12 protein-coding genes are annotated in these 15,238 nt (G+C 32.8%); 9 read left to right on the top strand and 3 right to left on the bottom strand.

Annotation, left to right across the window (positions count from 1 at the left end; translation table 11 throughout):
* The 9 genes from KG732_RS06295 to KG732_RS06265 all read left to right on the top strand — a co-directional run bounded on the left by KG732_RS06295 (position 1) and on the right by KG732_RS06265 (position 7,703).
* Positions 1-939 carry a hypothetical protein gene (locus KG732_RS06295; protein WP_213521603.1) on the top strand — a complete coding sequence of 313 codons (939 nt, stop codon included), beginning with the start codon at positions 1-3 and terminating at the stop codon, positions 937-939.
* Between the two features lie 11 nt (positions 940-950).
* Entirely contained in the window at positions 951-2,663 is a 1,713-nt protein-coding gene (locus KG732_RS06290) for an Hsp70 family protein (protein ID WP_300980346.1), read from the top strand.
* Entirely contained in the window at positions 2,575-3,114 is a 540-nt protein-coding gene (locus tag KG732_RS13060) for a hypothetical protein (protein ID WP_300980345.1), read from the top strand. Before KG732_RS06290 ends, KG732_RS13060 begins: the two co-directional genes overlap by 89 nt.
* A gap of 53 nt (positions 3,115-3,167) precedes the next feature.
* The gene (locus tag KG732_RS13055) at positions 3,168-3,473 is read left to right on the top strand and encodes a hypothetical protein (protein ID WP_300980344.1); all 306 of its coding nucleotides are present in this window, start codon (positions 3,168-3,170) and stop codon (positions 3,471-3,473) included.
* A gap of 12 nt (positions 3,474-3,485) precedes the next feature.
* Entirely contained in the window at positions 3,486-3,815 is a 330-nt protein-coding gene (locus KG732_RS06285; protein WP_213521602.1) for a hypothetical protein, read from the top strand.
* Between the two features lie 358 nt (positions 3,816-4,173).
* Positions 4,174-5,946 carry an AAA family ATPase gene (locus KG732_RS06280; protein ID WP_213521601.1) on the top strand — a complete coding sequence of 591 codons (1,773 nt, stop codon included), beginning with the start codon at positions 4,174-4,176 and terminating at the stop codon, positions 5,944-5,946.
* Between the two features lie 2 nt (positions 5,947-5,948).
* Positions 5,949-6,488, top strand: coding sequence for a hypothetical protein (locus KG732_RS06275; RefSeq protein ID WP_213521600.1), 540 nt, complete (start codon positions 5,949-5,951; stop codon positions 6,486-6,488).
* A complete protein-coding gene (locus KG732_RS06270) occupies positions 6,478-6,786 on the top strand; it encodes a DUF6804 family protein (RefSeq protein ID WP_213521599.1) in 309 nt (102 codons plus the stop codon). The genes KG732_RS06275 and KG732_RS06270 overlap by 11 nt, the downstream gene beginning before the upstream one ends.
* A 275-nt stretch (positions 6,787-7,061) precedes the next feature.
* Positions 7,062-7,703, top strand: coding sequence for a hypothetical protein (locus KG732_RS06265; RefSeq protein ID WP_213521598.1), 642 nt, complete (start codon positions 7,062-7,064; stop codon positions 7,701-7,703).
* A gap of 218 nt (positions 7,704-7,921) precedes the next feature.
* On the opposite strand, the gene KG732_RS06260 is transcribed toward KG732_RS06265, so the two are convergent.
* From KG732_RS06260 to KG732_RS06250, 3 genes are read right to left on the bottom strand one after another with little or no spacing between them, the layout of a single operon-like run.
* Complete coding sequence (locus KG732_RS06260) at positions 7,922-10,423, bottom strand: DUF4268 domain-containing protein (protein ID WP_213521597.1); 2,502 nt, start codon at positions 10,421-10,423, stop codon at positions 7,922-7,924.
* Between the two features lie 52 nt (positions 10,424-10,475).
* Positions 10,476-11,324: a DUF2971 domain-containing protein gene (locus tag KG732_RS06255; protein WP_213521596.1), complete on the bottom strand. Its 849-nt coding sequence runs from the start codon at positions 11,322-11,324 to the stop codon at positions 10,476-10,478.
* An 11-nt stretch (positions 11,325-11,335) separates the two neighbouring features.
* Entirely contained in the window at positions 11,336-14,707 is a 3,372-nt protein-coding gene (locus tag KG732_RS06250; protein WP_213521595.1) for an N-6 DNA methylase, read from the bottom strand.
* Positions 14,708-15,238 lie beyond the last annotated feature (531 nt).

Raw genomic sequence — 15,238 nt, 5'->3', positions numbered from 1 at the left:
ATGAAAATATCAATTTTAATATCATTATTGGTTGTTACAACTAATCTTTTTGCTCAACAACAAGATTCAATTTTGATTCAGGAAATACCAACCATAAAAGACAACGTATTTCAGCAACGGCAGGAGATTGATGCTTTAACTAAAAAGCTAAACAACCAAAGTTATACAATTGGAAAACAAAGCCAGACTATCTCAACTTTGCAGGAGCAAAATACCAATCTCAATGCATCCATTGATAGTTTAAGCCAGCTCATCCAAACCAACAGCCAAAACATTGTAACCAATTCCAAAGAGCTTGGAACTAAAATCCAAGAAACAGGACAAAAAGCGGACACTCAAATAGCCCAATTGGACAGTAGTGTAGAGAAAAACAGACTGTATTGGATAATTGCAACTTTGGCGACACTTTTATTAGGAGGTTTGATTTATTGGTTGTTGGGCAAACGTATTAATTCAAGTAAAACAGATGTCGAGACCCAAATCAGAAATACCAAAGCCTCACTTGAAGAAGAAAGTGTGAAGTTGGATAATAAATTATTGGAAGTTTTAGAAACTCAACTAAAACTAAAACAGGAAGAAAGCAAATCACAACCAAATATATCTTCTGAAAAAGCAGACCATTCGTTAGCCTTGAAAGTTGCAGACGAAATTGTGCGAATGCAAAAGAACTTAATCCAAATGGATGAAAAAACCAAAGGATTAAAACAATTGAATTCTTCTGTACAACGTATTCAAGACAACTTTGCAGCAAATGGATATGAATTAGTCGAAATGTTGGGTAAAGAATATAATGAAGGGATGAAAGTAACAGCAAATTTCACACCAAGTGAGGATTTAGAAACAGGAAAACAAATTATTTCAAGAATTATTAAACCACAAGTAAACTTTAAAGGCGAGATGATACAAGCAGCTCAAATTGAAGTTAGTGTAGGAGAATAAAAAATATAAAAATGGCAAGAACAAAAATTGACTACGGAATTGATTTAGGAACAACCAATTCCGCAATTTCAAGAATGGAAAATGGTGATGCAACCATTAAAAAAACGGACACTTTAAAAGATACAATGCCGTCTTCGGTTTATATCAATAAGAAGAAAGCAATACAAGTTGGTGATAGCGCCTACAATGCTCTGAAACGAGATAAACTCAAAGCAATGAAAACTTGGAATGATTCTGATTCCAATTCTTATATCGAGTTTAAAAGAACAATGGGTAGTGATAAAGCTTATTCAAGTTCAAACCTTGGTAAAGACTTGACTTCTGAAGAATTATCAGCAGAAGTTCTAAAAACTTTGAAATCTTTTGTAAAAGATGAAAATGTAAATTCTATTGTTATTACAGTTCCAGCAGCTTTTAAAAATAACCAAAAAGAAGCAACAAGAGAAGCAGCAAAATTGGCAGGCTTCAATCATATTGAGTTGTTACAAGAGCCAGTTGCTGCATCAATGGCTTATGGTTTAGATTCAGACAAAAAAGATGGTTTTTGGCTGGTATTTGACTTTGGTGGAGGAACTTTTGATGCTGCACTTTTGAAAGTTGAAGAAGGAATAATGAAAGTGATTGATACCGAAGGAGACAACTATCTTGGCGGTAAAAATTTGGACTTTGCAATTGTAGATGAAATCATTCTCCCTTATATCGAAGACAATTTTGTGATTGATTCTGTTTTAGCAGACGATACAAAAAAACAAATTTTGCGAAACGCAATGAAATTTTTTGCGGAAGAAACCAAAGTTGCCCTTTCTTTTAACGAAACTCATAATATTTTATCTGATTTAGGAGACCTTGGTGAGGATGATGAAGGAGAAGAAATTGAATTAGATATAACAGTTACACAAGAAGACATTACAAAAGCTCTTTCGCCAGTTTTTCAAAAAGCAATTGATGTAAGCAAAAAACTGTTAGAGCGCAATAATTTAAAAGGCTCGTCTTTAGATTCACTAATTCTTGTTGGTGGTCCAACATTATCTCCTGTTTTAAGAAAAATGTTGGAACAACAAATTTGCAAACCCGACACAAGTGCAGACCCAATGACGGTAGTTTCAAAGGGTGCAGCCTTGTATGCATCAACGGTAGATGTTTCAGAAGAAGTAAGAGAGCAAACCAGAGACAAAACAAAGATTCAATTGGAAATAGCCAATGAATCATCAACGGTGGAAACCGAAGAATTTGTTCCTATCAAGATTTTAGCTGACAAAACCGAAGGAGAGATTCCTGAAAAGGTATTTGCAGAAGTTACCAGAGGCGACAAAGCTTGGTCAAGCGGAAAAGTTGAAATTAATACAATTGGTGAAGTTGTAGAAATCCAACTCAATGAAGGAAAAACTAACGTTTTTGAAGTGGTTCTGTTTGACGACAAAGGAAATATTTTAGAAAGTGAGCCATCAAGTTTCAGTGTTATTCAAGGTTCTAAAATTGGAAGTGCAACATTGCCTTACAATGTTGGTATTGAGCTAAAAGATAAAACAACAGGCAAAGTTCGTTTCAAAACAATCAAAGGTTTGGAAAAGAACCAATCTATACCAGCAATCGGTACTAGAAATGGATTGAAGACCCAAAAAAATTCGTCCAGGAATGGATTCCGACTTCATCAAAATTCCTGTTTACGAAGGCGAACACGCATCCGAAGGAACAAGAGCAATCTACAACGAACACGTTACTGATATTAAAATAAGTGGTGCCGATTTACCTTCACTTCTGCCCGAAAATAGTGATGTGGATTTGACAATAAATATTGACAGGTCAGAAAAAATAACGGTTACAGCCTACTTCCCTTATTTGGATTATTCAACCGACATTGAAGTTGACAGTACTCAAACATCAATCGAAACATCTTGGTTGGAAAATGAAATCAAAAAAGCAAAAGGAAGTATTGCGGAATTGAAAGAAGATGGTAACTCTGATAATGGTCAATTAGCCAAAGTTGAAGCAGAATTAGAGCAAATTGAAAAATCGTTTGAGAATAACAAAAATGATGTGGACGGCAAACAAGAAGTTCTGACCAATTTGAGAAAGTCTTTAAAAACAATTGATGAACTCAACGACACCACCGAGTGGCCAAAATTGGAAGAGAACATTAAAAGAAGAGTTTTATCGCCTAGAAAAAGTAAATAACGACTTAGGGGAATGAAAAAACCACGCAAGTTGTCAATCAGTTCCGTTCACAATTGGATGAAGTTATTCGTGCTAAAGATGTTAAACTTGGAAATGTTCTATTAGAGGAAATCGAAGGATTCTTTATTAAACTGACATTCATTTATCAGTTAATAGGATTTATAAGAAGCCATAACGAGAATTTCGGCTCATTCCATTGGAAAGATAGCGGTAGAGCAAGAACACTTTTAAACAACGGATTACAAATTATTGGAGAGAACCCAACTGTAGATGAACTACATCCAGTTGTCATTTCACTAATTGACTTATTGCCAAATGATGAACGACCAAGTGGTGATGATTCTGTATTGGTTGGATAAAAAGATAAGGATATGAGATTAAGAACTAAATTACTTCTACCGCTCTTTTCTTTAGCTATAATTATTTCTTCCTGTGAAAGTGATGCAGAAAGAAAACAGCGTTTAGCAAAAGAAGAACAGCAAAGAATTGAATTGGAAGAAAAGCGAAAAGCAGAAGAAGCTGAACGTGCATTTCAATTAGAGCAAGAACGCATTGAACAAGAAAAGCGTGAAGAAAAAGAGCGTATTGCTAGAGAAGTACGTCTTGAAAAGGAAAGAAAAGAAAAAGCCATCTATGATAAGTATATCAACAATTCTTTGGCTACAGGATCTACGCGTTCCTCATTCGCGTTATTATGGTAGCAATTTACTTGTAATGATTACGGCTGTTCACAATAAAAGTAAGAACGAGTAACTCTGATGATTGTTACCATAAAAGAATGATAAAGTTGTTAGACACGCCTACATTAATTCAGGAAGCAGTTTTACGTTCTCATTTCCAAATGGTACTTACTAAACATTTTTTTACTACGGTAAAGGTTGGAATCCTGAAAAGAAATGAAAGGCGGTGAAATGAAAGGTGTTTTTTTATTAATAACGAAAGTTTTGGAAAGGATGACCCAATAAATCTTTGAGCAATAATATTTTAGAGCATGAACTGATTTTACAAGAAAATGGAAACTTCAGTACCCGACCTAGTAACCCAGATGAAGCGTTGTAAATGAATAAGACACTTTACATATTATCTAAAGGTCAAAATATTGACGCAAAATATAAGGTAACGTTCTTCCTCAAAAAAGGAAGCTATGCCGAAACTTATCGTGTAAAAGGCCAAGAAGGGAAAACCAAATTATTGAAGCTATTTGCTTACTCAAAATTGCACAGAACTCAATTTGATACAAATGGTGACATTTTAGAGATTCAGGTTTTAAAGAATACCAAGCACCCAAATTTGGTTAAATACTCTGATAGTGGCACACTTCTTTTAGATGGTCAAAAATATGCCTACGCAATTCTTGATTTCATCAGTGGTGAAACCTTGGCGGACAAATTAAAAAGAGAACAATGCATTAATCCGTATGAAGCTAAAGACATCATTTCAGGCGTTTTGAACGGATTGAACTATTTGCATTCTCTTCAAAACCCAATTATTCACAACGACATTACAAATTTGAATGTGATGTTAGATTTATCAGGTAAAGTTGCGATTCCAAAAATCATCGACTTTGGATATGCTCGTTTTTTAAATCAATCGAATAAGGACTTTTTAAAGGAAGGTTTAAATCCATTTTACCAAGCCAATGAAGCCTTCAACAAAGTATTTTCAGTTCAAAGTGATGTGTTTTCGGTTGGTGCATTATACTATCACTTGTTAGAAGGATTGCCACCTTGGTTCGTTGAAATTTCAAAATACAAGTCGGATTCCATAAAGTTGGAAGATGCTGTTATTGAAGAACGAAAAAAGCCTTTAAAGTTTTCGTCAGTTACAGACCAACAAACCCAAAACATAATCAACAAAGCATTACAGCCAAATGCTGAAAGTCGTTTTAATAGTGTCAAAGACCTCATAAAATCAATAAACGGAGAAATGAAAGTGCAACAGCTTTCATCACCGCAAGAAGTGTCAAAACCGAAATTAAAGGAAATAAAAAAGGGTAAAGGATTTTCAGCAATCGCAGGAATGCAAGAACTGAAAGATACAATCCAACTTGATGTAATTGATGCTTTAAACGAAAAAGAACGTTATGCAGAGTATGGCTTGACCATTCCAAACGGAATGTTGCTTTATGGCCCACCAGGTTGTGGTAAAACGTTCTTTGCAGAACGAATGGCAGAAGAGATAGGGTTTAATTTCTATCAGTTAAAGCCATCTGATATTCAGAGTAAGTATGTTAACGAATCACAGGAAAAAATCAAAAACCTTTTTGATGAAGCTCGTGAAAATGCACCAAGTATCATTTTCATTGATGAGTTGGATGCAGTTGTTCCCAATCGTGACAACTCGAATGTAAATCATATGAATACAAGTGCTGTTAATGAGTTTTTGGCACAAATGAATAATTGCGGAGATGATGGCATTTTTATTATCGGAGCAACTAACAGACCTAATTCAATTGACCCAGCCATTTTGAGAGCAGGAAGATTGGACAAAGTAATTTATTTGCCACCACCTGACCTTGAAGCTCGTGAGTTAATGTTTAAACTTTACTTGGAAAAAAGACCAAGAGAAGTTGGTTTAAACTACTCTGAACTTGCAAAAGCAACAGAAAACTACGTTTCAAGTGATATAAAATTCCTTTGTGATGAAGCTTCAAGAAAAGCACTGAAAATGAAATCAAGAATTTCAAAGGAAATTTTACTTGATACCATAAACAATAATAAGCCTTCAATTAAACTAGATGAATTACACAGCTATATTGCTATAAGAGCGAAAATGGAAGGATTATCAGAAAATAATAATGACCGACCAAGAATCGGTTTTAAAAACAATTAGATATGGAAACATTACATTTCAATAAACTATTGCTAAAGACTGCTTTTTCGTGTATGGCTTGTGATGGCGATATTGACAAACGTGAGGTCAAACTTATTAAGCAATTACAAAAGGAACGTAAAACCTTTGGAGAAATTGACATCAATGCCGAATTAGACACTTTGTTACTTGCTATCAATAAAGACGGTCAACAATTTTTAAAAGATTATTTCAATGAGCTTACAACTACTGAATTAACAGAAGCAAATGAACTGAAACTTATTGAAGTTGCAATTGACACAATTAAAGCAGACGATAAAGTTGAATACAGCGAAATCAAGTTTTTTAAAGTTATTCGTTCAAAGCTGAAAATTGACAACGAGCCAATTCTTGAAAAACATCCAGATTTTGAAGACTATTTGGAACAAGATATTATTACTGATTCATACTTATCAAGGTTACAAGACGACTTTTTTGACACTCATATATCAAATGAATTTGAGTTGATAAGTGAAATTGATGATGACATTTTTGATAACCTTAAAGACAGAAATGAAGAATAGTGAAGTTTTGATAAAAATTGCTTTATCAATTCTGATGTTTTTGTGCCTGTTGGATATGCCCTACGGATTTTATCAATTTGTCCGTTTTGTTGCCCTAATTGGTTTCGGAATTTTAGCATACAAAGCAAATGAACAGAATCAGAAAACAGAAATGATTATTTACGGTGGACTTGCCCTACTCTTTCAACCCTTTTTTAAAATAGCACTTGGAAGAGAAATGTGGAACATAGTTGACGTAATTGTCGGAATTGGATTAATTGGAAGTTTGATTATGAATAGAACGAAAAGCCAACGCTAAAAGCCATACACATTTGCAATTCGCACCAGCCGACACACAAGCCAAAAATTGCAAAAGAGTATGTCTTTGCCAACGCTGACAGACGACCGAAAAAAAGTACGACCGCACAACAATGTGTATAAGCAATAGCGGGTTTGGTGCTAAATTTAAAGGAAATGAATATTAATAAAGGTAAGTGTTTAACCGAAAAGTTTGTGGTTTTTAATCCGCTACTGCTCATACACTAGTCCGTTTTAGCACCAACATGAAAAACTGCATTTGATAAAATGAAAAGAATGAAAACCACCACAGAAAAACTATTAAAAGAAATTAAAGAAAATGGTGGTATTTCGTCAATTATATCTAAAGTTTGCGATATAAAAAATGATTCTATAGAGGAGAACACTAGGACATTATTAAACTACGGCTGGTATATTTCTGGTCAGATGAAAATGAAAAAAACATCTGAAGTTATTGAATTAATCAAATCTGAAAAAACAGTAGAGGCAGAAAGTATTTTGATGAATTTCTTCAGGGAAAATTTGACAAAAATCGAAGAACAATTAATCACAAAACATTCAGACAGAAAACCCATATTTGAAGAGGCTTTTAATGCTTATAAATCTAATATGTTCTATTCTTCTACGATTCTTTTCTTATCTCAAGGAGATGGAATTATAGATGGGAAAATTTTTCATAATAGAAAGAATTTAGATAAACATTTGGACAAAGAAAAAAATCCAAACTTTGTGAGTCTTTTAAAAGAAGATAGTTCTTTAAATGTTCCATCAAATAAGATTAATAAATCGAAATATTTCAGCAAACTGAATAGACACTCTGTTATGCACGGAAAATCGACTGACTATGGAACAGAAATAAACAGTTTGAAAGCACTTTCACTTTGTTGTTTTGTTAGTGATTGGTATAATAGATACTAACAATAAATACTGCTGCTAACAACTAAGTTTTCGTCGGGTGCATAGCACCAACTATGAAAAATAGTGTTGAACGGAACCTGCTGGATTCATCAACTACTTTTATAAAATGTCCTATTGGGTATGTCGATTTTTAGTTAGGGTTATTCGAGGATAGATACAAGTTTAAGATAACGAAATGCCAACAATACAAAAACTCATTACAATGTCGATTATTGATCCTATCTAATTTTAAGAATAACAGGCTGTAATGCCTTTTCAAACCGAGGTAAGTAGTTGGTCAAAAACTCATTCATAGCTTTCCAATCATTTTCATCAAATAAGTTTACGTTTACTAATTCGTATTTAATCCTACTCATTTTATAATCAGCTAGTTCTTCCCATTCTAATTCATTACCGAATTTAGTTTCTATTGCCTCCTTTTGAGCGAATAACTTTCTAAAGTATTCTTTGTTTTTCTCTTTGCTGGAAGAAGATATTGTGAGTTCAATACGGGCATATTTACCAGTAACAACAAATGAGTAAGCTAGACCACTTATACCAGCTCCTGATGACAACCAATGATCTTTTGTAGCATTAACATTTGAAAACAGATCAGTGCCTTTGATTAATGGTAATAATTGTTTCCAATATTCTCTACGAATACCAAAACGATTTGGTACTTTATTTTTATCACTGTCAGCATATTTTATAAGCAATTCATCTTCAAGTTCAAATAGTGTAAGCAGCTTTTTAAGAGTGCTAAATTTTGAATTGCTATCAATATTAGATTCTATAAAATAACCGCTTAATAACTCTTGTGGCGCTCTAAAATCAGATGATAAGCGTGTCATTTTGAAAATATCTTTTGCTTCTAATAGTAATTGTGCATTCTTCTCATATAATTTTTCAATTACATAAAAATACATTCTGGCAATCACCTCTTCATCAATCTTGGTATTTTCAAATATGAAATACTCCAACTTTTTATGTGTTGGAGATTCTGCATTGTATAAATTTTGTTCCTCAGTATTTTCAGAAACTGGTATAATAACATTAGGATATTCCCATATTTTTAAAAATCTATTAAAAATCAAATTGAAACGTTCATTATAGTTAACAATATTCCATTGATCAACTGATTTAAGGTAGTTGTTTAACCAAAGGCGGCTGTAGTTATAACCTTGCTCTGCCCCTTCGCGATTCATTGTTTGCTTATCCAGAAAAGACTTGTTACTTAATGCTCCATTATTACCTGACAAAGTAAGGTTTGCTATTGTGTTCACATATTTCTCCTTAAACATGAAATAGTCATCTGGTGAAATAGCTTGGCTCCATTCACCATTAGGGTTTTGAGGGAATATGTGTTCTATGGTTATATTTTCATTTGATGTATTTACATATTCTCTGTTATTGAAGTTTTCTAACAACTCAAACATATAATTCCTATTCTTAGATTGAATATTATATAAGTCTTTGTCTTTTAATGCTGTTTTCAAATCTTCATCAGTAGGGAATTTTGCACTACCCCGCTTCGTTATTAATGCTAGAGCGACAGATTCATAATAATCTTCCGTATCAACTTCCGAATACAAAGTCATAAATATTTTATTCAAAGCATTTGTAGCTAATCCCACTACAAATCTTCTCCATGTGTACGACTGAATTAGTTTTAATATTTTAACCAAATCATCACTTGATAATAAACCATTTTCTGCATCTTCAAATACTTGCAAAAGGAAAGGGTAAGCTACATTTATCTCAAGCCTTGATATATATTCTAATTCACTACGAAGATTAGGATTCTGTACTGTTGATGGATTAATAAATTTTTTATAATGAACAGAAAGGGATTTAATATTTTCCAGTTCTTGCGTATAGGTTTCATCTTTTTCTTTGTACAATTTCTTAAACTCGATATATACCTTGTTCTTGTTAGGTATTTTCTTATTTCTTAAGGTTAAGTAGTCTCTTATATAATCAGAGACTAAGGACTTTTGTTTAATTAAGTCCCTAGCATTTTCTTCAATAGGATTCCAAACTTGTTGAAATACTTTATTCTGATTTTTAGGATCTAAATCCATTAATATGTAGTTCCTTATTAGGTCAGATTGTGATAGATCAAGACCTGTAGAGTTGAGACTTTCAAATATCCTTTGTGGGTCATCTTTTCCTCTTTCTAGAGATATTTCTACAAATATTAATCTTTTTAAACCATTCAGGATTGTGTTGAAATTTTCAGCACTTATGACACTTTTAAAATAGCTAAAGTTCTCAATTACATTTGAATAATGATTAAATACGTTTTCCGTTCCATTCATTATTGCTTTAAAAGCTAAAGAGTTGGTGTCTGTTTGCTTTAATTTAAGTTTGCTTGATTCGTTCTGTACATATTGGTTGGTTAAGAACATATTTAATAACCTATCTGCCTCGTTCAGCATGTCATTCTCTTTAGCAAAACGATATAACGCAACGTATATAATATTAATAGTGGTTAACCGCTGTTGACCATCTATTATGACAAGTTCCTTTACTTCACTTGTACTATAGGTACCTTCATGAATAAAAACAATACTACCTATAAAGTGTGTGCCTCTATCGTACTGTTCTACAGCTATAATGTCATTAATTAACTCTTTACACTCACTTGTAGTCCAATCGTAGTTACGTTGATATACAGGTATTACAAACTGTACGTTAGGTGATTGTAAAAAATTTGTAATAGGTAGTTCGTTTGCTTTCATATAAAGTTTATAATTGGTTTAGATAAACCATGTGATCGTTTTCTTTTAAAACTTAAATATCTCGATAAGGAATCTTACTTTCTCTTAAATGAATTTTACCTTTTTCGCTGTTAAGGCTTAAACTTTGTTGTTTTTGACTTAAAAAAAGAGCTAAAGATGTTTTCATCTTTTCTAAACTTAAACCAGGAGCTAAAACAATTTCCGTTAGATATTCAAAAGGTATTGAAATCTCTTTGTAAGGTTTTAATAAACGATCACCGGGATGGAATTTTAATTGCTTGATGTCTGCTATTTTATTTGGGATAATTAATCGATACTCCTTTTCATATTCATAACCTTTATCTTTTAAAATAGGAAGGTATTTAAAGTGCGTATCAAGTATGTTGGAATCAAAATCCCGCGTAAAACCAATACTATATGAATTTACCGATGTACAATTGTGAAGTGTTTCAATGTTTTTATCTAAGAAATTTTCGTAGTCAGAAGTATCATACTCACATTTATCAAATCTAGAATATTCTAATTCTGATAATTTAGTTCTATCAAATCCTAATGCAACTCCTTTTGACTTATTTGCATAGGTATTCCACATGGCTAGGCTATCCCAGCATTCAGAAAAAGAGATGATATGTGGATACATTTCATCAAAGTTTTCATTCCTAAAAAATGATATTCTTTTATCATTAAGTTTTTCAGATAAACCTTTTGATTTTAATCCTTTAGAATCATCACAAGCAATAAGCTTTTCTTTCATTAAATTTATTGCTATGAAATGTTCTGTATAGTCATTTAAAAAATCAATATGTGTGGCTCTCAAAGTAATAAATTGTGTACAAGCCTGATTAATAATATGATATAAAGTTTCTAAGGATGTGTAATGATATACTGTATTTTCTTGCATTTGTTCTAATACTAACTATTCTCCACAATCTGAATCTCTTCATCACTCAAACCATACAATTCATAAACCATTTGATCTATTTCTTTCTCGGTTTGATTGATTTGTGATTGTAATTCTAGTACTTCTTTTTTCTTTTTTTCAAAAAGCTCCATCCATTCAAACTCGTCTGTTTTAGTGAGTTCTGGAATTACATGAACAGGTGTCGATTCTCTTTTTTCTCCTTCATTTTCCCCGAGATCTAAAACCGCATCTTTTGCAGCTTGTCTATTTTGGGATTTTATCGCTTTATTCAACTCTTTTATAAAATCAACGAAATCTAACTCGTGCCAGTTTTGAAGCTTTTTGGAGAGTTTATCTAGATTTAAACTTGCCTGAAAGAAATTAGAGAATTTAGCTATTTGTTTCTCCATATTTTCTGTAATTATCAATACTTGACTTACTTTTTTTGAATCTATTGTTTGATCATATTCCTCAACAGGAATAGTAAACGGTTCTAAATATTTAGTTTTAAAATAAAAGTATCCACCGCCGTATTCTGCGCTCGTAGCTTTTATAAAAAACCAAAGAAGCATACTATTAAGTATACCTAATAATGGCATAGTTTTATAACCTTTTGCAGGTATTAAAAGATATCCGCCCGCATCTGCATAAACATCTGTAGCCTTGATAGTAAAATTCGGTGTGTTTTGTAATTGTGGCGTGATTATATAGTCTTGCTCAAAAATTGAAATTTCCCTTGATCTGTGTAGTGAATACCAATGTTTAGGATTGGTTTTATATCTAATCTTTTTTTCAATTAAATGATCTTTAAAATTGAGTAAATATTTATAAGTTAGAGGATATGATTTAGAAAAATGCTCTTCCTCAATTGGAACAGTTTTGCCTTCTAGTTCAACATGAGGATATATTAAGAATTTATCAGATTCAAGTGGTAAATAACGTTTTATGTTATTTCCTTTTAAAACCTTCTTCATTATTGAAGATTCCAAAATAACTTCTTTATTTAGCTCTTTAGAAAAACCTGTGAATAGATTATTTTTGATTACGCCATCTAACATAAACATATCGTCACCAGTTGTTATCAATCCCTGATAAATACCCTCACAAATATCTTTTAGTTTTGTGTGGGCTATAATTTTATTCATTATTTTCAATTTCTTAGCACCTAATAGAGACCAAGGCTTTTCAGAAATATCTGAATGCTGAATAGTATCAAATATTATTTTATCGGTAATTTTTTCTGAACAAGTTTGCGAATAATTAATAATTTTAGATTTCTTTGAAAGCGTTATTATGCATGTGTAAGTTGCTGCATCTGAGAAAACAAGTTCTGATCCAAAGTGAACTATTTCTGAAATCGCTTTGTTTTTTGCTAAATAATTTCGAATTCCTCGACCGAAATCCGATACAATGAATTTATGTGGCAATATAAAAGATACTAATCCGCTCGTGTTTATTAAGTGATGTGATTTTTCCATAAATAAAGCATACAAATCATATTTGCCAGTTGCCGATATGTAATATTTATTCAAATGATCTACCTGTTTAGGGTAATTTGCTTGAAGGGTTTGGATCCTCACATAAGGAGGATTCCCAATCACCACATCAAAACCACCTTTTGCGAAAACTTGTGGAAACTCTTCTTCCCATTTAAAAGCCTTGTCGCCAGCGACGGCTTTTACATCTATCAAACTGTTACCACATTTTATGTTGCTGCTCAAGTTGTTGAGTTTCCTGCGTGGTTGTGCTGTGCGTAACCAAAGAGATAATTTTGCAATCTCTACACTTTCTTCATTAAGATCTACTCCGTAGATGTTATTCTCTAGAATAGTGTTTTCTATGCCTGAAAGCGCAATACTGCCGCCTAAAAGTCGCACTTTTAGGTCGTCTATGTAATTGTGCTCTGTGATAAGAAAGTCTAGAGCTTGGTTTAAAAATGCACCACTACCACATGCTGGATCGCAAATCGTCAATTGTAATAACCATGCTCTGTAATCATCTAATACTTTAAGGAGATTTTCTAGCGTAGATTTATTACGGTTTTTACGACCTCGATAGTATTCTTCTTCATGAAAACCTAGCTCGGTTTTTTTCTCTTCACATAGTTTTCCTACAGTATTATCTACTATGTATTTAGTAATGTATTTAGGCGTGTAAAAAACACCATCTTTTTTACGCTTACTGGTTTGTTTATCAAAGTCATCACCGTCTATCTCAGCATTAACGCTTTCTATCTCATTTAATGAGTTTTCAAAAATATGACCCAATATATTGACATCTACCTGCGATTCAAAATCATAGGCAGCTATTTTCTTAGTGTGTTTTAATAAAAGCTCATCATTTATAACGATGTTATCGAGAATAACATCTGGTTTAAAAAGACCGCCATTATAGGCGAAAATCTCACTTATCCCATCACCGCTTTTTCGGCCTTGATCTAGATGGTTAAAATGAAGTTTAAAACGGTCATAAAGCGATTCTGTAACTCCTAGTTTGCTCACCGTTTCCCATTCTTTAATGGTTTTTAATGTATAATTGGGTTGCAACAATCCACGATCTTCAGCGAAAAAGATAAATAGAAATCGATCTATAAGTTTTTGCGACTTTTTAAATAGCGTTCGCTTTACGTTTTTTTCTAGTCTAATAAATTCATCATCAGTTTCCGTCGCTATATCATCTATGATTTCCTTTTCTACACTTTTATGTTGTGCGACGAGCAGCTTTAATGGTATCAAATTGTTTTTTGCGAGATCTTTCCACAACTCTCGTTTAAAGAGGGAGTAATCTTTGTAAAATGATTTAGTGATTTTCTCTTCTTCTACAAGAGATTCTTCTTTAATAGTTTTGGGAGTATGCTGTAATAACTGTTCTTTATTGATGCACAGGTATAGCAATTCAAACTGCTTTCGCGAAAGCGAGAACAAATCAAACTCTTCATGAGTAGAAGCATCATCTATATAAAACCGTAGTTTTTCAAAATTTGAGGTGATGACATAATTACAGCCCGTATTAAAATTTTTATAATCAAAGGCTTGTTTTCTAATACTTTCTAGATCCTTAGTCTTGGTACCTTTTAATTCTATCACAGCAGTAACGGTATCACCTTTAAGAATGGCACCATCTGCCTTGCGCGAGTTCCCCTCGTTTTTTTGTTCAGTAACTAGGTTGTGATTCTTATCAGGAAATAGTGTGTAACCCATTATTTTAACAAACAACTCGTTAAGAAATGTTGCCTGATACTGTTCTTCTTTGGCAGTTTTGATATTCTCTTGAATCTTAGGGTCTAGAAAATATGTTGCAAACTGTTTATAGGCTTTATCAACTGCTTTTTGATCTAATAAGGCAATATGGCTCTTAAGAACCGATGGTTGGAAAATGGACATGAGGTAACTTCTGGTTATAAAACCTAAAGTTACGATATGCAAACCACTGGTTACTTGCGGGAACCCGTATTTTATGAGGTTTTATTAACTAATGGTACAACTAAAAAGGAGAGAGTAGTATTTAACGGACTATTAAAATGAAGATCAACGTACCATTGAAACAAGGCAACAACAGTTCGTTGTTAACTAGTGGTTAACGGAGCAAACCTTGTTTAAATACGATAGTAATCAGCGATATAACCTAAGGTTAATCTTGAAAAACCTTTATTTATGAGCTTTTATTAGCTAATGGTACAACCTCAGGTTGCAACCTGAGGTTGTAATATTTTAAGTGTGATTTAAGAGAAAAAAAGGGTAGTTAACCTGAGGTTAAACCTGAGGTTGGTGTTCAACGGACTGTTAGAATGAAGAGCAACATAGCGTTGAAGAAAACATCAACAGCTCGTTGTTAACTAGTTGTTATCTTAGAAAACCTTGTTTAGACACGAGAGACATTAGCTATGTAACTACTGGCTAATTGCAAGAATCCTT

Origin of the sequence: Nonlabens sp. (assembly GCF_018401815.1) — a bacterium.
In the GTDB taxonomy this organism is placed as follows: Bacteria; Bacteroidota; Bacteroidia; order Flavobacteriales; family Flavobacteriaceae; genus Nonlabens.
The sequence above is the reverse complement of the archived record's forward strand: the minus strand, read 5'-3'. Positions and strand labels throughout refer to the sequence as shown.